12 protein-coding genes and 5 tRNA genes are annotated in these 18,297 nt (G+C 46.0%); 11 read left to right on the top strand and 6 right to left on the bottom strand.

Annotation, left to right across the window (positions count from 1 at the left end):
* Position 1: 1 nt before the first annotated feature.
* Together vmeC and A9237_RS07985 are read right to left on the bottom strand one after the other, a co-directional pair.
* Positions 2-1,108 carry a multidrug efflux RND transporter periplasmic adaptor subunit VmeC gene (gene vmeC, locus A9237_RS07990; RefSeq protein WP_078608003.1) on the bottom strand — a complete coding sequence of 369 codons (1,107 nt, stop codon included), beginning with the start codon at positions 1,106-1,108 and terminating at the stop codon, positions 2-4.
* A gap of 18 nt (positions 1,109-1,126) precedes the next feature.
* Positions 1,127-1,708: a TetR/AcrR family transcriptional regulator gene (locus A9237_RS07985; protein WP_009705429.1), complete on the bottom strand. Its 582-nt coding sequence runs from the start codon at positions 1,706-1,708 to the stop codon at positions 1,127-1,129.
* Between the two features lie 170 nt (positions 1,709-1,878).
* On the opposite strand from A9237_RS07985, the gene rep reads away from it, so the two are divergent.
* On the top strand, positions 1,879-3,894 hold the full coding sequence (gene rep, locus A9237_RS07980) for a DNA helicase Rep (RefSeq protein WP_078608002.1): 2,016 nt from the start codon (positions 1,879-1,881) through the stop codon (positions 3,892-3,894).
* 72 nt (positions 3,895-3,966) lie between these two features.
* Here rep and A9237_RS07975 read toward each other — a convergent pair whose 3' ends face one another.
* Complete coding sequence (locus A9237_RS07975) at positions 3,967-4,380, bottom strand: c-type cytochrome (RefSeq protein ID WP_005434644.1); 414 nt, start codon at positions 4,378-4,380, stop codon at positions 3,967-3,969.
* A 361-nt stretch (positions 4,381-4,741) separates the two neighbouring features.
* On the opposite strand from A9237_RS07975, the gene A9237_RS07970 reads away from it, so the two are divergent.
* The 5 genes from A9237_RS07970 (at position 4,742) to A9237_RS07950 (ending at position 5,346) form a co-directional block, all read left to right on the top strand.
* Positions 4,742-4,818 (top strand) — tRNA-Arg (locus A9237_RS07970).
* A gap of 34 nt (positions 4,819-4,852) precedes the next feature.
* A tRNA-His gene (locus tag A9237_RS07965) sits at positions 4,853-4,928 on the top strand.
* A gap of 76 nt (positions 4,929-5,004) precedes the next feature.
* Positions 5,005-5,081: transfer RNA gene (locus A9237_RS07960), tRNA-Pro, on the top strand.
* A gap of 48 nt (positions 5,082-5,129) precedes the next feature.
* A tRNA-His gene (locus tag A9237_RS07955) sits at positions 5,130-5,205 on the top strand.
* A 64-nt stretch (positions 5,206-5,269) separates the two neighbouring features.
* Positions 5,270-5,346: transfer RNA gene (locus A9237_RS07950), tRNA-Pro, on the top strand.
* A 612-nt stretch (positions 5,347-5,958) separates the two neighbouring features.
* On the opposite strand, the gene A9237_RS07945 is transcribed toward A9237_RS07950, so the two are convergent.
* Positions 5,959-6,684 carry an HAD family hydrolase gene (locus A9237_RS07945; RefSeq protein ID WP_061007929.1) on the bottom strand — a complete coding sequence of 242 codons (726 nt, stop codon included), beginning with the start codon at positions 6,682-6,684 and terminating at the stop codon, positions 5,959-5,961.
* A 686-nt stretch (positions 6,685-7,370) separates the two neighbouring features.
* Between A9237_RS07945 and A9237_RS07935 the strand changes: the two genes are divergently transcribed.
* The 5 genes from A9237_RS07935 (at position 7,371) to A9237_RS07915 (ending at position 13,978) form a co-directional block, all read left to right on the top strand.
* Positions 7,371-9,086: an ABC transporter ATP-binding protein gene (locus A9237_RS07935; protein ID WP_005434636.1), complete on the top strand. Its 1,716-nt coding sequence runs from the start codon at positions 7,371-7,373 to the stop codon at positions 9,084-9,086.
* Positions 9,087-9,191: 105 nt separating this feature from the next.
* A complete protein-coding gene (locus A9237_RS07930; RefSeq protein ID WP_009705433.1) occupies positions 9,192-10,745 on the top strand; it encodes an ABC transporter substrate-binding protein in 1,554 nt (517 codons plus the stop codon).
* A gap of 146 nt (positions 10,746-10,891) precedes the next feature.
* Entirely contained in the window at positions 10,892-11,869 is a 978-nt protein-coding gene (locus A9237_RS07925) for an ABC transporter permease (protein ID WP_020196664.1), read from the top strand.
* Between the two features lie 2 nt (positions 11,870-11,871).
* Positions 11,872-12,828 (top strand): ABC transporter permease, encoded by a 957-nt coding sequence (locus A9237_RS07920; RefSeq protein WP_005533496.1) that lies wholly within the window; start codon positions 11,872-11,874, stop codon positions 12,826-12,828.
* Positions 12,829-12,988: 160 nt separating this feature from the next.
* Positions 12,989-13,978, top strand: coding sequence for an SPOR domain-containing protein (locus tag A9237_RS07915; RefSeq protein ID WP_078608001.1), 990 nt, complete (start codon positions 12,989-12,991; stop codon positions 13,976-13,978).
* 207 nt (positions 13,979-14,185) lie between these two features.
* Here A9237_RS07915 and A9237_RS07910 read toward each other — a convergent pair whose 3' ends face one another.
* Both A9237_RS07910 and A9237_RS07905 read right to left on the bottom strand, forming a co-directional pair.
* Entirely contained in the window at positions 14,186-16,504 is a 2,319-nt protein-coding gene (locus A9237_RS07910) for an acid phosphatase (RefSeq protein WP_078608000.1), read from the bottom strand.
* A 228-nt stretch (positions 16,505-16,732) separates the two neighbouring features.
* Positions 16,733-18,295, bottom strand: a complete 1,563-nt coding sequence (locus tag A9237_RS07905; RefSeq protein ID WP_078607999.1) for a hypothetical protein — start codon at positions 18,293-18,295, stop codon at positions 16,733-16,735.
* Positions 18,296-18,297: the final 2 nt, after the last annotated feature.

Genomic DNA, 18,297 nt, shown 5'->3' with positions numbered 1-18,297 from the left:
ATTAAAGCATTGGTGTTTCAGCAGGTGGTGTCAGTGCCGAATCTTCAACGATGGTCACTTTCGAGTGGTTACTTAGACGGATTTGACCCGACGTTACCACTACATCACCTGGTTTCACGCCTTCTAGAATATGCGCGATGTCTTTAGTACGTTCGCCCACTTTTACCACGTGTTGCTTAACGCGTTTTTCACCGTCTTCTTCAGTTACGATGTACACGTTGTCGCCATATAGGGTAAAGGTGATAGCTGTTTGTGGCAGTGTTACTTGGTTCTCTAACTTCGGTAGAATGATGTTTGCACGAGCGAACATACCGCTACGAAGTTTGCCATCGCTGTTTGGAATGTCAGCTTGAACTTGGATCAGACCACTTTGAACGTTAACCGCAGGCTCGATAGCAGAGATAGAACCTTTGAATGGCTTATCAGGGTAAGCATCAACAAAGATGTCTACTTCTTGGTCTAGCTTGATGCGAGAGATGTCTGTTTGAGGCACGGTGAAACGCAGGCGCATTACCGTTGTGTCTTCAAGACGCACGATGTCAGTACCAGCTTGTAGGTATTGACCAAGATAAACGTTACGAATACCAACTACACCAGCGAAAGGCGCTTTGATTTCACGGCGGTCGATGGTCGCTTTAAGACTTTCGATATCCGCTTTCAGTGAGAAGTAGTTTGCTTCTGCTTCGTCATACGCTTCTTTAGAGATAGAACCTTTTTTGAAAAGGCCTTGGTAGCGTTTGTACTTAGCTTGAGCCGCTGGCAGTTTAGCTTGAGAACTCTTAAGGTTTGCGATTTCTACTTCAGAGTCTAGAAGAACCAAAGGTTGGCCCTCTTCAACTTGAGTACCAGAGTCGAAAGAAATCTTATCGATCACACCGCTGGTTTCGTTCGCAACAGTGACACCTTGGTTAGGTTCAATGAAGCCGATCGCCTCGATAACAGGAACCCAATCAACCGCTTGTACTTCTGTTACGGTTACTGGGAATTCTGGTTCCGGACGATTCGCCATGTATTCAGCAATTTTCTGTTGCTTGAATAAGTTGAAACCTATCACGCTTCCGAACAGAAGAATCGCGATAAGTAACATAAAGAAAGTCCACTTTTTCATTCTATTAAGAACTCCAAGTTAGTGTTTAATAATTGCATCCCAGCTGGCTTCAACGGCTGCTTCCAACGCGTCTTCATCCAACTGATAAAATCCCAAAGCATGTTTTCTAGCAAGCGCAACACTAGCTTCGAAACTTAACCCTGAAAGAATTTCGTTATCGAGAGGTTTAAATACCCCTTCCACTTTGCCTTGATTAAAAAGACGATCTACTTGGGCAAACATTTGCCTTTCAAGTTCCCGAGTACTTTTACGATTTCCACAAGGCAGTGATTCATATTGGACACGATTACTTAAGGTGTCTAAATTTGATCCAGCAAGGTGCCAAATATTGAGCCACATAGTGCGGTAACGCTCTTTCAGGGGCATATCGTCATGAACATCCGCTTGAACGGCCTCCGCGATACGTTTAGTAACGGTAAGGCGGACTTCTTCTAAAAGATGTTCTTTATCTGAGAAATATCGATAAATCGTGCCTGCTGCGACACCTGCTTCAGTTGCGAGCTTTTGCATGGATAGACCATGAAAACCCGATTCAGCAATTAAGCGTTCGGCAGCTGCGATGATTTGCTCGTATTTATCTCCAGTAGTGTTATAGGTCATAACCACACCACCCAATGAATGAACGTTCATTCATTATAGCGCAAAGACTGGTCAGTTATGCAACAAAATGTTGCAACTCTCTGTGTAAAAATTACGTGAAAATGACCGTAGCTTTCACACACTCACCCCTTTATCATAGGCGCCACTATTTCCACCCGCAGAGAATTTTTATGAAGCTGAACCCCAGACAAGATGAAGCCGTTAAGTACGTATCAGGCCCATGCTTGGTGCTAGCGGGCGCTGGTTCGGGTAAAACTCGTGTTATTACCAATAAAATCGCTTATTTGGTTCAGCAGTGTGGCTACAAGGCACGCAATATTGCTGCGGTAACCTTTACCAACAAGGCGGCACGCGAGATGAAAGAGCGTGTTGGCCAAACGTTAGGTAAATCTGAATCGAAAGGTCTGATGGTCTCGACGTTTCACACGTTAGGGCTGAACATCATCAAGCGAGAGTACAAGCACCTTGGCTTGAAAGCGGGCTTCTCATTGTTTGATGATCAAGACCAGCTTGCGCTACTCAAAGAGTTAACAGAGAAGCAGCTTGATGGTGACAAAGACTTGTTGCGCCAACTTTTGAGTTCAATCTCGAACTGGAAGAACGACATGCTGACACCGGAGCAAGCCAAAGCGCTGGCTCAAGGTGAGCAACAACAACTATTTGCGTTCTGCTTTGAGATGTACCAAAAGCAGATGAAGGCGTATAACGCGCTTGATTTTGACGACTTGATTTCCCTACCCGTGCAACTGCTGCGTAATAACGAAGAAGTGCGTCAACGCTGGCAAAATCGCATTCGCTACTTATTGGTGGATGAATATCAAGATACCAACACTAGCCAATACGATTTGGTGAAGCTCATCGTTGGCGAGTGCGGTCGTTTAACTGTTGTAGGCGACGATGACCAATCCATCTATTCATGGCGTGGCGCTAAGCCGCAAAACTTGGTGTTGCTTGGTGAAGACTATCCAAATTTGCGCTTGATTAAGTTGGAGCAGAATTACCGTTCGACTAGCCGTATTCTCCGTGCAGCTAACATCTTGATTGCGAATAACCCACACGTGTATGAGAAATCGCTGTTCTCGGAAATTCCTGACGGCGAAAAGCTCAAAGTGTTGCTGGCTAAAAATGAAGAGCACGAAGCAGAGCGCGTAACGGGTGAATTGATTGCGCACAAGTTCCTAAACCGCACCGAATATAAAGACTACGCGATTTTGTATCGTGGTAACCACCAATCACGTTTGATTGAAAAGTCTCTGATGCAAAACCGTGTGCCATACAAACTGTCTGGCGGCACGTCTTTCTTCGCTCGAGCAGAGATCAAAGACATCATGGCTTACCTACGTGTATTGGTGAACCCAGATGATGACAACGCGTTCCTACGTATTGTGAATACGCCGCGTCGTGAAATTGGTCCCGTGACTCTAGAGAAGCTGGGTAGCTACGCCAACATGCGTGGTAAGAGCTTGTTTGAAGTCAGCTTTGAAATGGGATTGGAACAGCACCTAACCGGCCGTGGCCTAGAGAACCTACGCCGTTTCACGCAATGGTTGGTAGCTATTGCTGATCAAGCTGAGCGAGGTGATACGGTTGAAGCGGTGCGTTCACTTGTACGTGATATTCATTACGAAGATTGGCTATACGAAACGTCAGCAAGCCCGAAAGCGGCTGAAATGCGCATGAAGAACGTTTCTGACCTTTATTCTTGGATTGTGGCCGATCTAGAAGGCGACAACTACGACCAAGAAGAGAAGACGCTAAAAGAGGTGGTTCAACGTCTTACCCTACGCGATATGATGGAGCGTGGTGAAGAAGATGAAGATAGTGATGCGGTTCAATTAATGACACTGCACGCTTCGAAAGGCCTTGAGTTCCCGTTCGTGTACTTGATTGGTTCGGAAGAGGGCATCCTGCCGCACCAAACCAGTATTGATGAGGACAACGTTGAAGAAGAACGCCGCCTAATGTACGTGGGTATTACCCGTGCGCAGCGCGAGCTGACTTTTACCATGTGTAAGGAACGTCGACAGTTTGGTGAATTGATCAAGCCGACGCAAAGTCGCTTCTTAGATGAGCTGCCATTTGATGATGTTGAATGGGAAGTAAACAAAAAGCCAGTATCGGCAGAAGAGCGTATGGCAAAAGGCCAAGCACACATCGCCAATATTCGAGCAATGTTTAAGAAGTAGTGCAGCGTTGTGACGACTGACTAAAAACAAAAAGGCTTGCCATGTGGCAAGCCTTTTTCGTTGATGTCTTTATTATAGACCTTCAATCATGTGGTCGATGGCTGCGATGATTTCGTCATCAGAACAGTCCATACACGTACCTTTAGCTGGCATCGCGTTGAAGCCTTGGATTGCATGGTTGGTCAGCACGTCTTTGCCTTGTGCAATACGTGGTGCCCAATCTGCAGCATCACCAGTTTTCGGCGCGCCGTTCACGCCAGATGCGTGACAAGCAATACAGAAAGTACCGTAAACTGACGCACCATCACGTGGACCAGTTGGCTCTGCTTTTACTGGTTCTGCTCCTGCAAGATAAACATCACCGACAGGTTTGATGCGTTCTGCGATCGCATCGTATTCAGTTTGGCTGATGTCAGAAGCTAAAGCTGCCGTAGAGAAAGTTAAGGCAGCGAACAAAACGCTAATCATTCGTCGAGACATATCCATTAAACCCACTTCACATTCCCGAGGTAAGTGACTTACCTATTTATATAGTTAGAGTATTTAGAGCCGTTGGAGAAAGTTTTACGCGATTGCTTCTATAGTGAGCAGAAAACCTTATCTAACGGTCTAGAGTGATTAAACAACCAAGTTGCAGCTGTTAAATCAATGTAAATAATGGGTGATTATATCCCGATAACTTGTTGCAATAAACAACAAGTTATCCATGACAGGGCGTGAATCACATCAAAAATTCTCTTTAAAGGCAGATAACTGTCGAAAAAGAGACCAAACGAGAAAAAAAGTAAAAAAAGTACTAGACGGCATAGTGTGATATCCGTATTATTCCTCTCCGCCGATGGGGCATGCGCCCGTAGCTCAGTTGGATAGAGCGTTGGCCTCCGGAGCCAAAGGTCGAAGGTTCGAATCCTTTCGGGCGTGCCATTCCGGAATACAAATCAAAGGCACGAACATAGTGGTGGCTATAGCTCAGTTGGTAGAGCCCTGGATTGTGATTCCGGTGGTCGCGAGTTCGAATCTCGTTAGCCACCCCATTATTTCGGTAACTCATTAAGTTAATGAAGTTTCCAGTTTTGATTCAGATATCCCAAGAGTCGAAACAAAATTTGTCGGTGAATAGCGCAGCTTGGTAGCGCATCTGGTTTGGGACCAGAGGGTCGGGGGTTCGAATCCCTCTTCACCGACCACTATTTAGTTTATGGCTATAATAGAGCGGTAAACAGCAAAAATTGATGGTGGCTATAGCTCAGTTGGTAGAGCCCTGGATTGTGATTCCGGTGGTCGCGAGTTCGAATCTCGTTAGCCACCCCATTAATTAAGGTGACTTCTTAGTTGAAGTATCCTGTCTGATTTGAGAGAATCAGCAAATACAGTTCGGTGAATAGCGCAGCTTGGTAGCGCATCTGGTTTGGGACCAGAGGGTCGGGGGTTCGAATCCCTCTTCACCGACCACTATTAGAAAGCCTGCTTTTTAGCAGGCTTTCGTCGTTTTAGAGCTTATGATCTTGCTTGGACTAGATGAGTCGGCAGTATTTCAATGGGTTTGAACCCAAGTGGGGTTCGCCTGAAGTTAGAATATGGCTCTTCATCGACCACTATTTAAAGCCTCAGTCGAAAGACTGGGGCTTTTTTACGTTTGAAATTTAGAATGTTGGGACCAGAGGGTTGTGGGCTGGAGCGCCAGTCCGCAGGGAGCCCTGCCGCGTCGAATCCTCTTTACCGACCACCATTAGAAAGCCTACTTTTTAGCAGGCTTTCGTCGTTTTAGAGCTTATGATCTTACTTGGACTAGATGAGTCGGCGATATTTCAATGGATTTGAACCCAAGTGGGGTTCGCCTGAAGCTAGAATATGGCTCTCCATCGACCGCTATTTAAAGCCCCAGTTGAAAGACAGGGGCTTTTTTACGTTTCTCATCCTCAAAAACTCTCACACCACTTTCAATTCTGCCAAAAATGTACAGCTCTGGGAGCTTTTGACCATCCATGATCCAAATGCTTTTCGAGCTGATAAAAGAAACCCCAGCACGATAGCTAGGGCTTTGTGTTTCTTGAGTTAAGCGTTTTATTGAGCGAGCGTTTTTAGAATTTCTTTGAGCTCAACCGTCTCTTTCACTTCGTAGTTTGGCTTGATATCGGTTGGATTTGCTGTGCCTGCCTCGTTAACCCACACACTCAGAATACCCATGTTGTTGGCACCCGCAATATCGGCTGGTAGAGAATCACCAATATGAATCGCTTCTTCTGGTTTTGCGTCAACAAGGTTGAGTGCTTTATGGAAGATACTTGCAGCAGGCTTCTCTTCGGGCTCTTCGCCACCAACGATAATGTGATCAACCCATTCGCTCATTTGTGTTGCTTTGAGTTTTGGATGTTGGGAGAAGATAGGACCGTTAGTGATTACCACCAATTTGTAGTGTTGGCGTAGCTCAGTCAGCATTTCCTTCACGCCTGGGAAGAAGGTAAAAGCACCCATTCGAGCTGAATCGAAGAAGCTTTGTGCCTGCTGCGCTTGTTCTGCATCGATCTCGATACCTTGTTCTGCCAAGATGGTTTGGATTAAACCGCAGCGGAATGCATTTTCATCTGGCAGTAGAGCAATAAGCTGAGGGAATTCGTCGTTTAGCTTCTTATACACACCTTGTAAGTAGCGTTGCACGAAGGCTGTGGAGTCAGCGACCTGAGGGTAAGTTTGAGCAATCCAATCGGCAAACTCTTGTCCTGCTACTTTATCGGCTTGAGATGTGCCACATAAAGTCTCGTCCATATCAAAAAATATCGCTTTAAGCACAGGGGCTCCTTCATTCACTACTCGACGTTAGAGTTTGATTATCTCTTATCTCACTCAAAATGACAGTGGAAAGCGCAAAACTGGTGGCTGATCTTCTCTTTTCCCCTACCAAAGCCCCCAGTTCAGAGAGCGTTTTCAATCGATAGAAAATTAGCTTAATCACAAAATCGCATAACTGACGCATAACCTAGGTTAGGTGACAGATTTCATTTGTTTTGCAGATCTGCTCACGTTTTCACCTCTATGTGTGTAGGGGAATTTTGGCTTTTTATGTATGCAGACTATTTTGTTAGTAACATTTTATGTCGAAAAATCCCAATAAGAACGGAATATTGTTTGGTAAATGTTAATAATGGCGTGTGAATAATAGGGATACTATCAATAGTGATTTTATGCGTAAATTTAGAGCATTTTTCTGTTTTTATTGGTGCGTAACGCACAAAAATGGTGTGCTATGAAAATGGTTAAATACTTGTTAATGCATTTTTATTCGCTCATTGTGCGTGTAAATAATGTTTTTTAGGCGGAATATACTTTAATTGTTGCTTTTTTGTGTAATTTTTGCCAAATTGTCTCCGCATTAAGATTTCAGAGTATTATTCTGAATTTGAACGGATTCATTCAGGTGATGAATGGCGCTTTCATTGCGCGATTCGATACCACAGACAAGGCAGTAGAGGTCTGAAATGTCACTATTAGAGGTGAAAAACCTTCGTATTGAATATCCATCCCGTCACGGTGTCCATGCGGCCGTGAAATCGCTTTCTTTTCATATCGATCGTGGCGAAATTGTGGGTGTTGTTGGCGAATCAGGTGCGGGTAAATCCACCGTTGGTAACGCCGTTATTGATTTGCTTAGTCCTCCGGGTCGTGTTGCCAGCGGCGATGTGTACCTTGATGGGGAGAAAATTTCTGGTTTGACGCCAGAAGCGATGCGTAAGGTTCGCGGCTCTAAGATTGGCTTTATCTTTCAAGACCCAATGACCTCGCTTAACCCTCTATTTACGGTTGAGCAGCAACTAAAAGAGACCATCCACGCCAATATGAAGGTATCGGATGAAGAGGCGTATCAACGCGCGCTTTCTCTTATGCAGCAGGTTGGTATCCCGCAACCTGAAAACCGTCTTAAACAGTACCCACACCAATTCTCTGGCGGTATGCGTCAGCGTGTGGTTATTGCTATCGCACTGGCTGGTGAGCCAGATCTGATCATTGCCGATGAGCCAACTACGGCACTCGACGTATCAATCCAAGACCAAATCCTAAACCTAATCCGTGAACTGTGTATCAAGAACAACGTAGGTTGTATGTTGGTGACACACGACATGGGCGTGGTTTCAAACGTGACTGACCGTGTGGCAGTTATGTACCGTGGTGATTTGGTTGAATTTGGCCCAACCGCTAAGGTATTGGGCGATCCTGATCACCCATACACACGCAGCTTGATTTCCGCGGTTCCTCGTTCTGACATTAAACTCGATCGCTTCCCGCTAGTGAGCTACATCGAAGAAGCAACAGAGCTACAAGAACTGGACATCAAGAACCATTGGCTAGGTCAAAGCCAAGACCAACGCGAGTACACCGGCCCTCTATTGGATGTGAAGAACGTAAACCTACGCTTTGTGACCAAAGATTCGTTGTTTGAAAGCCGCCGCGAATACGTGCAGGCCTCAAACAATGTCAGTTTTGAAGTGCACGAAGGCGAGACGTTTGGCTTGGTAGGTGAATCTGGCTCAGGTAAATCGACCATCGCACGTGTAATTGCAGGTTTGTATGAACCAAACTCAGGCCAAGTAAGTTTTGAAGGCATTGACTTAACGGCGCTGAAATCAGAAAAAGCGCGTCGTCCACTGCGTCGTCAAATGCAAATGGTCTTCCAAAACCCATACACTTCAATGAATCCGCGTATGAAGATTTTCGACATCATCGCGGAGCCAATTCGTTTCCATAAGCTCACTAAGAATGAAGCGGAAACGCGTCAGATTGTGAATGACCTGCTTGATCACGTAGGTTTGGGCAAAATGGCGGGTGTGAAATACCCTCATGAATTCTCCGGTGGTCAGCGTCAGCGTATTTCTATTGCGCGTGCACTGGCGACCCGTCCTCGACTACTGATTTGTGACGAACCGACATCTGCGTTGGATGTATCGGTACAGGCACAAATTCTGAACTTGCTAAAAGATCTGCAAAGTGAGCTCAACCTCACCATGTTGTTTATCAGCCACGACTTACCGGTTATTCGCCAAATGTGTGACCGAGTGGGTGTGATGCAGATGGGTACGCTACTGGAAGTGGCGCCAACTGAGCAGCTATTTACCGCTCCTCAGCATGAATACAGCAAGAAACTGATTTCTCTGATGCCTGAATTCACAGGTTTGAGAGAAGAAATCAAAACGGCATAAACCAAGTTTTTCGCTTGGCTGACCATCAAGGTCAACAAACCTTAGTCATAACAAAGACGCAAACACAACAAGGGATTCGAATTCCCGCATGAAGGAGTTATGCAAATGAAAACCATGAAAAGCAAATTAGCAGTGGCGCTAATGGCAGCGGGCCTAAGCTTTAACGCAATGGCAGCAGATATCAAAGTTGGCTACGCAGCTGACCCAGTATCGCTAGACCCGCATGAGCAGCTATCAGGCGGTACGCTGCAAATGTCACACATGGTATTTGACCCACTAGTTCGTTTCACACAAGACATGGACTTTGAACCTCGTCTAGCAGAAAGCTGGGAACGTGTGAACGATACAACGGTACGTTTCAAGCTACGCCAAGGTGTTAAGTTCCACTCTGGTAACGACATGACGGCGGACGACGTAGTATGGACTTTCGAACGTCTACAAAGCTCTCCAGATTTCAAAGCTATCTTCGACCCGTACGAAAAAATCGTGAAGGTTGACGACTACACAGTGGATCTGGTGACTAAAGGTCCTTACCCACTTGTGCTGCAAACGGCGACTTACATCTTCCCAATGGACAGCAAGTTCTACTCTGGTAAGACAGAAGATGGTAAAGACAAGTCTGAGCTAGTGAAGCACGGTAACTCATTTGCATCGACTAACGTATCTGGCACGGGTCCATTCATTGTGACTTCTCGTGAGCAGGGCGTAAAAGTGGAATTCGAACGCTTTAAAGATTACTGGGACAAAGAGTCGAAAGGTAACGTTGATAAGCTAACGCTTGTACCAATCAAAGAAGACGCAACTCGTGTAGCTGCGCTACTTTCTGGCGGCGTTGACATGATTCACCCTGTTGCGCCAAACGATCACAAACGTGTGAAAGATGCGGACGGCATCGATCTAGTAACGCTACCTGGTACTCGTATCATCACGTTCCAACTAAACCAAAACAGCAACGAAGCACTGAAAGACGTTCGCGTTCGCCAAGCGATTGTTCACGCAATCAATAACGAAGGCATCGTGAAGAAAATCATGAAAGGCTTCGCAACGGCAGCTGGTCAGCAAAGCCCGGCAGGTTATGTAGGTCACGATGACAAACTGGTTCCTCGCTACGATCTGAAGAAAGCGAAAGAACTGATGAAAGAAGCGGGCTACGAAGATGGCCTAACGCTAACGATGATCGCACCGAACAACCGTTACGTGAACGATGCGAAAGTAGCGCAAGCGGCGGCGGCAATGCTGTCTAAGATCGGCATCAAGGTTGATCTGAAGACCATGCCAAAAGCGCAATACTGGCCAGAGTTCGACAAGTGTGCGGCAGACATGCTGATGATCGGTTGGCACTCAGATACGGAAGATTCGGCGAACTTCAACGAGTTCCTAACCATGACTCGTAACGAAGAAACGGGCCGTGGTCAGTACAACTGTGGTTACTACTCAAACCCAGAAATGGACAAAGTGGTTGAAGCTGCGAACGTAGAAACGGATCCTGCGAAACGTGCAGAAATGCTGAAAGGTGTAGAAGCTACACTATACAACGACGCAGCATTCGTACCGCTACACTGGCAAAGTGAAGCGTGGGGTGCGAAGTCTAACGTGAAAGCGGCAGACATCGTTAACCCAATGGTAATGCCTTACTTCGGTGACCTAGTGGTTGAATAATCACGGTTAGTCGATTTTGAGGAGGGATGGATGTCCCTCCTCAACTTAAAGCACTCGACTCAGTTTTGTTTCAGTCGGACTGAGTTGGTTTTACAGACTGAATTTTCTCTCTGAATAGAGATCTATGGATAGTTAAGGGGCAAGGAATGTTTTCGTTTCTGGTCAAGCGCCTGTTTCAGGCACTGATAGTGATGTTTGTGATCAGTTTGGTGGCGTTTGCCATTCAGGATAACCTGGGTGACCCGCTGCGTGAGCTTGTAGGTCAGTCGGTTTCAGAAGCGGAGCGTCAAGCGCTACGTGACGAACTGGGCCTGAACGATCCCTTTATCACAAAGTACACTCGCTTTGTGGGCAATGCGCTACAAGGTGATTTAGGTACATCTTACTTCTTCAAGCGACCTGCGGTTGAGGTGATTCTCGATAAGCTGGTGGCAACGCTAGAGCTCGTGTTTGGTGCGACGCTCATCATTATTGTTTTCTCTATACCACTTGGGGTGTATTCCGCGATCCACCCGAAGAGCATCTTTACTAAATTCGTTATGGCGATGAGTAGTGTTGGTATCTCGATTCCGGTGTTCTTAACCGCAATCATGCTGATGTACGTCTTCTCCATAGAACTCGGTTGGCTCCCTTCCTACGGACGGGGCGAGACCGCTAATGTGCTCGGTTGGGAATCTGGCTTCTTTACCATTGATGGTATCAAGCACCTTATCCTGCCGTGTATTGCGCTAGCGTCTATCATGCTGCCGTTGTTCATCCGTCTGGTACGTTCAGAAATGCTGGAAGTACTGAGCTCGGAATACATTAAGTTCGCCAAAGCAAAAGGCCTGAACTTACAAAAGATTTATTACCAACATGCACTTAAGAACACCATGCTACCTGTATTGACGGTCGGTGGTGTGCAGATTGGTACTATGGTGGCTTACACCATTCTTACTGAAACCGTGTTCCAATGGCCGGGCACTGGCTTCCTTTTCCTAGAGGCAATCAACCGTGTAGATACACCGCTGATCACTGCCTACGTTATCTTTGTTGGTCTGATCTTCGTGGTAACCAATACCATCGTTGACTTGCTGTACGGCATCATCAACCCAACTGTGAACTTAACCGGAAAAGGAGCTTAATCATGAGCCAATCAAATGTAACACCAGCTCCTGCAGCCGCACCGTCAGCGTGGCAGCGTTTCAAAGAGTCGGATTTCTTGTATTACTTCAAGCGCGACAAAGTTGCGATGGCAAGTTTTACCGTCTTTATGATGTTCTTAGTGTTGGCGTTGGCTGCGCCAATTCTGGCACCGACAGATCCGTACGATCTGACGTCCATCGACATTATGGATTCTGAGTTGCCACCGTCTTGGATGGAAGATGGCGATGAGCGCTTTGTGTTAGGTACTGATGAGCAAGGCCGCGATATTTTATCGACCATTCTTTACGGCTCTCGCTTGTCTTTGACTATCGGCTTTCTTGCGGTTGGTCTTCAGTTGGTGCTGGGCATCATCATTGGCTTGTCTGCGGGTTACTTCGGCGGCCGTATTGATAGCTTCTTGATGCGCTTTGCAGACGTACAGTTGTCGTTCTCGACTATGATGGTGGCGATCATCGTGTCAGCTATCTTCAAAGCCAGCTTTGGCAGTGATTTTTACAGTCAATATGCAGTAGTCATGCTGGTGGTGATCATCGGCGTGGCAGAATGGCCGCAATACGCACGTACTATTCGCGCCTCGGTATTGGCTGAGAAGAAGAAAGAATACGTCGAAGCGGCGCGTGTGATGGGCTTTAAAGCGCCTCGCATCATGTTCCGTCATATTCTGCCGAACTGTCTATCACCAATCCTGGTTATCTCGACAGTACAGGTAGCGAACGCAATTATGTCGGAAGCGGCACTGTCATTCCTAGGCTTAGGTCTTCCGGTAGACCAACCATCTCTAGGCGCGCTAATCAGCATCGGCTTTAACTACATCTTCTCTGGAGCGTGGTGGATTACGGCCTTCCCAGGTATCGTGCTAGTAACGCTGGTACTGGTTATCAACCTATTAGGTGACTGGTTACGTGACGTGTTCAACCCGAAAATCTACAAGGGTTAATCACGAAAATACGCACCTATACGTTGCCTATTTCATAAAATTCTTTCTAAACTGAGAGCCGGATGCAATTCCGGCTCTTTTTTTGCTTATCACTTTTTATTCATGTTTTATTGACGCTTTGTCGCGATAATTTCATCACCTACTGTTCAGAGTGAAGCGTATGGAAATGAAGAAGGCACAACACTCCTCTCGTATCGTCCAATCCGGCTTGAGCCTTGGATTGCTGTTGGCGTGCGCCCAATTTTCGACACCGGTATTCGCGGAGGGTTTTCTTTGCCAAGCCTCTCAAGCGAGTAATAAAGAACTGCCAGTACTTGAGCAATCTTGTCCGATCGGGAAAGGGGTATGGGGAAAGAAAGTGCCGCAGGGAGGCAATGATTTCTTCTGGATTCAATGTGGTTTGTTGCCAAAACCGATGTCTTTAGCCAAAGCCAAACCGATCTACGGCAAAATCACCACCGATGTTTGGATGAAGCCAGAGCAAAAAGGCTACCGATGTCTTATTGGTCCTTATACTGAATTTGCCAAAGCCTCGCAGGATTTACAGCGAGTCAAAACCTTGTCGACCTATAAAGAAGCCTTTATTCGTGTGGTAGGCAAAGGTACGTCAGAGCCAGTGAAGCAAACTAAGCCGATGCCGAAGCCTGCTGCGAAGGCAAAGCCTGTGACACCCGTTGCTCCAGTAGCCGCGACTCGCCCGAATACGGACGCTTTCAAAGCTAAAGAGGCGCCTGCTAAGGCAGTACCGAAGCAAGCTTCTCAACCAACGGCGAAACCTACCCAAGCGCCTAAACCTGCTCAGCCTATTATCAGTAACGATACAGTGCAGGTACGATTGAAGACGATTCTGCAAGGTAAAACGTTTGTGGTGCCTTACTTGGTCGAGAACAACAACCAGTTCTACATGGAACATGGAAAACCTTGGAATCGCCTAAATTATGCGAGTTCGAAAAAGGTCTGTCAGCAACTAAGTATGGACTTGGCGAGTGTCTCGGAATTCAAAACGCTGCGTGCGTCTGGAGTGATGGAGAAAAACAACTGGCCGCTGCAGTTGCCTTATTGGGGTAAAGATAAAAAGGGCTTGTTTGCCGACCGAGAACCGAATCAGCTTACCGGTACATCCTTACTCAATGTGATTTGTGTGAAGTAATTAAACAGATACAAAAGAGCCCCGCTTGAGCGGGGCTTTTTTGCGGCCTCAAATAGAGGAGCTATTTGAGTTGGGTTTCCTTGTGGCAGTTAGCGCAACAGTATACTTCTTTGATGCCTTTGCACTTTTCCCAGAAGGTTCTGCGTCGGCGATGCAGATGAATCTGGCTACAACAAGGTTTCGATAGTATTTGTTTGTCTTTACTCATTAGTCTTCAATTAAAGGTAGTGATTCCATCACTTTTTCCATTGCTTCTTGAGAGTGTGAGTACAGACCGAACTCTGGGGCTGATACCCAACCGTTTTGTTCAACGCTTGAGTTGATGCCGATGTAGAAGTTACCAAACTCACGGTTCACGTTACGGTGGCGGGTCTTGTAATCAGAATCTGCCCCCGTTTCTTCTAGAATCAGAGTTTCACGATTTGTTTCGCTATCTAGAGAGATAGTCCAGTTACCTGGAGTGTAGAATCCTTCTGGTTTGATAGACTCGTACTCGTAAGCACCGTTTGCGTACTCAAACTTACCTGCTGCATAAAATAGCTCAGTCTCGTCTTGAGCAACGGTCTCGCTTTCTACCGTCATATCAAATTCAACCTTACCGTTCGCAACCTTTTCGCTCACTGGTAGTGCTTGTGCGAAAGGTGTATCGGTTGAATCAAACCAGAACAACTCATCACCATCGATTTTCACAAGGATTTGGTAGTCGCCTTGTGTGGTTTTGTTTTGGTATAGCATTTCATACTCAGAACCTTCATCGTCGTACAATTTGCCGTCTTTGATCTCTACGTCCCAACAATCTTTGTTTTGGTAAGCCGCGTAGTTTGGTAGCTTGTCCAGTTTTGCCAAAATCGCGTATGGGTCGTACTCTGATTCCCAAGAGTTGCTTAGGTTATCACTGATGTTTGCCGAGTATTCTTCGCCTTGCTCATCATCGTTTGAGCCCCAACACCATAGTAGGCCTTCGGCATCTTTCATAAGAATCGCATGGCCGATTTCGCCATCGTTGCGCGCGAAGCTGCCCATTTTTGCCGCTTTGCCGTTAAAGTGGTCGATAGTGAAGCCTAGCGTTGGTACGACTGGCGGTGGCGTAGCGCCTTCTTTCACTTCTGGCAGCTTAAAGGTTACGCGAGTTTTGCCATCTTCGTTGTCTTCTACGCTAACGGTAAAAGTTTGGCCTGCAGCGTAAGCTTTTTCTGGTGTGCCTTCGATAGTGATGATTGCGTTGTCGTCTTCATCGATAGACAATCCAGCGATAGAGATCGATTCAGCAGAATATTCTTCTAGTTGGCCATCTTCGTCTTTGAAAAGACCTGAAATGTCTAGAGTTTGCTCAAAAGCTTCACCTTGCTGTAGTTGCCAGTCGTCAATGATGCTTTGCAGACGTTTTTGTTCTGCTTCAATGATGGTTGGCGCTTGGTTCGCGGTTTCGATATCCAACTCGAATACTGTGCTTACAGTAGCAAGTGTTTTGCCTGAAGAGTCTTTATCTTCAGCCGTTAGGATGATTTCAAACTCACCGGCTTTGGTGACTTCAGCCGCTGGTGAAAGAACCAATTGGTTGCCTTCGATGCGAGCTTCGATACCTGTACCAGCAAGGTTATGAGTCAATTTAGGTGTGACAAGGTTTTGGTCTTTGTCTTTGAATAGACCTTCAATGTTGAGGTCTACACCATCGAAACCTGCGCCTTTAACGAGCTCAGGTAGGTTCTCTAGCTTATCTTCTGCTGCTTCTTCAACGTCTTCGTTAACCACAAGCTTGTTGTTGTATACCGGAACCGGAGACAGCTCGTTGCTGTTTGGCGTTGAGTCTTCAATCACTGGTTTGTTGTTCACATCCGTGATTTGCTCTTGCGTCATTTCGCCTACGATAGCATCCGCTTCTTTAGCGAATTCAGTTGCTTTCTTCTCGTAGTTTGCTGGGTTTTGCGCTTTTGACTCAGTCAGAATCTGAGCGGTTTTATGTAGCTCGGCGCTTTTATCTACACCCGAAACGAAGTCACTGTACAGATCGATAGGAGCTTCTTCTGTACCACCAAGTGCTTGGTTTACTTTTGCTGCCGCTTCTTCTTCTGTTAGCGAGCTGTTGTTTGCCATCTCAATCGCCACAAGGTCTGTGATTGGTGAGATAACGTTAGACGAGTTTGGTGCGCGGAAAACCAGTTCGTGAGCCATCGCTTGGCTTGGGTGATCCATATCTACAGTGTAAGTACCTGCGTAAGTCGGATCTAAAGCGATTAGCTGTTTCTGTTTCGCACCGTTCGGTGTGATGGTTTGTAGAGCCAGAGTTGTCTCTGGTTTTGCTTTGATTTTAAGCTGACCTTTCTCATCGGTTAGACCAAGGAATGTATCATTGGTGTCCCATTGGCCATTGTTGTTCAGATCTTCAAACACAACTGCATTTTTGAAGTAGCCATCAAAGCCTGTGATCACTACGCCAGCATTACCGCCGTTTGAGCCACCATCTGAACCACCACAACCTGTTAGCGCGATAGCCACTGACGCTGCTAGTAAACTCACCTTATTCATTGTTTTAATCCTTGTTTCGTTTCCGAATGAGAAAGTCGCTTTTTATTGTTTTATCTTCCAATCTCACTAGTGAGATTGGAAAAGCAGCGCATTTTGGATCGTTTTTGGAAGCAGCTTCAAGATACGAAAAACCGAAAAAAAACCGTAAAAAAACTTTGAATATTTTTTTGTTGGTTAGATTAATTGTTTGAATTGTCAATAAGGGTGCTGGTTATGGAATACAAAGACTTATTTTGAGTTTTTAGTTAATTTCTGAGTGGTTTTTGTCCCAATCGGATCGTGATAAATCATATTGATTTTAAACTCTTCAACTTCACTGGCGTATTGAGGGAGCGGGCGCAAAATGTAGCTGTACGTTTCGCCGTGGAGAAATACATCATTGGGATGATACTCATTATTAAATATGACGAATGCGTACGTAGACAGTTTGGGAGCCGTCTGACAATCGGCCTTATCGGAGTAGGAGATGATATCACTGAACATACCTTCTCCTGCGATGATAGAGACATCCCAAAATGGGCACATCTCATGACCAAATAGGTCGCTGTATGACGTCACTACGTTGAGATCCGAGTCAAAGCTGTCATACCACTCACTATCTTGAGCGAAGTTTCGGTCAAAAATGTAGTTGCTAGCGGTAGCAAGACGGTAACCTCCCGCAGTAGGGATAAGCAAATCAAATAGTGTGGTTTGATATAGCTTCTCCCCTGTATTGACGTTCAAACGTTCTTCCATTGAGCGTTTGTTTTTTTGCATGGTGTAGCTTTCGAAACGATTATCATCGAAGACGGTAATGAAATAGTTTTCGGTCTCTTTGTGCACGCGTGAGGTATAGACCTTTTTCGTGGTCCAAATTTGTTGTGAGCCGTTTGCTTGCACGATTAATGATTCATCGCTGATCTGATACTGGCCGACCTTCTTTAGTTCATGCTCTTCAGGACAACGAGTTTTGTTGTTGGCAGCCGCATAAAAGACCTCTTCTTCGACAAATTTAAATGCCTCGCAGTACACCACTTCATAGGCGTACTTTTTCCCACCAAGCAATGTTGTGGATTCAAGGCGATACACAATGCCATCGATCAGAGGGTGTTCAGTATCATTTTGTTCTTCGGTTACTGCTGGCAGTTCAAAGCGCGTGGTAACCCAAGCATGGTCTTCTGTACCATGATGGTCATCGCGCGCAGATACCGCTAAGTAAGTGGTTTGGTCGAACGCTTTTGGTGCACCTTGCAACATGATCTGTCCTTGGTTGAGAACACTCAGTCCATTGGCGTTTTCCAACCAGATTCGGGTCGTGAGAAGGTCCCCCTCGGGGTCTTCAAACAATTGTTCCAATCCCAATGAGTAGTTGATAGGGTTGTTTTGCGTCAACTCCCAACCAAAGATGATGGTTTGTAATTGCTGTTCCACCGCGAGGTTAATGATTGGTTTGCCATTGTTAGTCGCATCATTGTTTGCGTTGCTACTCACGTAGGTTTGAGTCAGGTCTCCGGAGTAATTGACCACCGATGATCCAAAAGCATCTTGAACCTGTTCAGGCTGATCTGACAAGGTCGATTCGAGTGCTTTTTCAAAGGCGAGATCGTTGTTTCTCTCTAGTGCTGAGGAGGTTAAGGCTTGCTTCACTTCAATCAACGAAGTGCGCTCACCTTGGGACGTTTTTCTCTTATCTAGGCCATTTTGTGCTGGTTCTATATTGGCAGCCGCAGCGGCTGTTTGTTCATCTGAAAGCCAGTAGCTTGCCATCAAGCAGACACCCAGTGCGCCTGCAATCCAGTATTTTTTCGTCATGA

The sequence above is a fragment of the Vibrio owensii genome (assembly GCF_002021755.1).
Lineage (GTDB): Bacteria > Pseudomonadota > Gammaproteobacteria > Enterobacterales > Vibrionaceae > Vibrio > Vibrio owensii.
This window is presented reverse-complemented; position numbering and strand designations above follow the sequence as displayed.

Coding starts and splice junctions, on each gene's coding strand:
- vmeC (WP_078608003.1), bottom strand. CDS start 1,108: ATGAAAAAGTGGACTTTCTTTATGTTACTTATCGCGATTCTTCTGTTC.
- A9237_RS07985 (WP_009705429.1), bottom strand. CDS start 1,708: ATGACCTATAACACTACTGGAGATAAATACGAGCAAATCATCGCAGCT.
- rep (WP_078608002.1), top strand. CDS start 1,879: ATGAAGCTGAACCCCAGACAAGATGAAGCCGTTAAGTACGTATCAGGC.
- A9237_RS07975 (WP_005434644.1), bottom strand. CDS start 4,380: ATGGATATGTCTCGACGAATGATTAGCGTTTTGTTCGCTGCCTTAACT.
- A9237_RS07935 (WP_005434636.1), top strand. CDS start 7,371: ATGTCACTATTAGAGGTGAAAAACCTTCGTATTGAATATCCATCCCGT.
- A9237_RS07930 (WP_009705433.1), top strand. CDS start 9,192: ATGAAAACCATGAAAAGCAAATTAGCAGTGGCGCTAATGGCAGCGGGC.
- A9237_RS07925 (WP_020196664.1), top strand. CDS start 10,892: ATGTTTTCGTTTCTGGTCAAGCGCCTGTTTCAGGCACTGATAGTGATG.
- A9237_RS07920 (WP_005533496.1), top strand. CDS start 11,872: ATGAGCCAATCAAATGTAACACCAGCTCCTGCAGCCGCACCGTCAGCG.
- A9237_RS07915 (WP_078608001.1), top strand. CDS start 12,989: ATGGAAATGAAGAAGGCACAACACTCCTCTCGTATCGTCCAATCCGGC.
- A9237_RS07910 (WP_078608000.1), bottom strand. CDS start 16,504: ATGAATAAGGTGAGTTTACTAGCAGCGTCAGTGGCTATCGCGCTAACA.
- A9237_RS07905 (WP_078607999.1), bottom strand. CDS start 18,295: ATGACGAAAAAATACTGGATTGCAGGCGCACTGGGTGTCTGCTTGATG.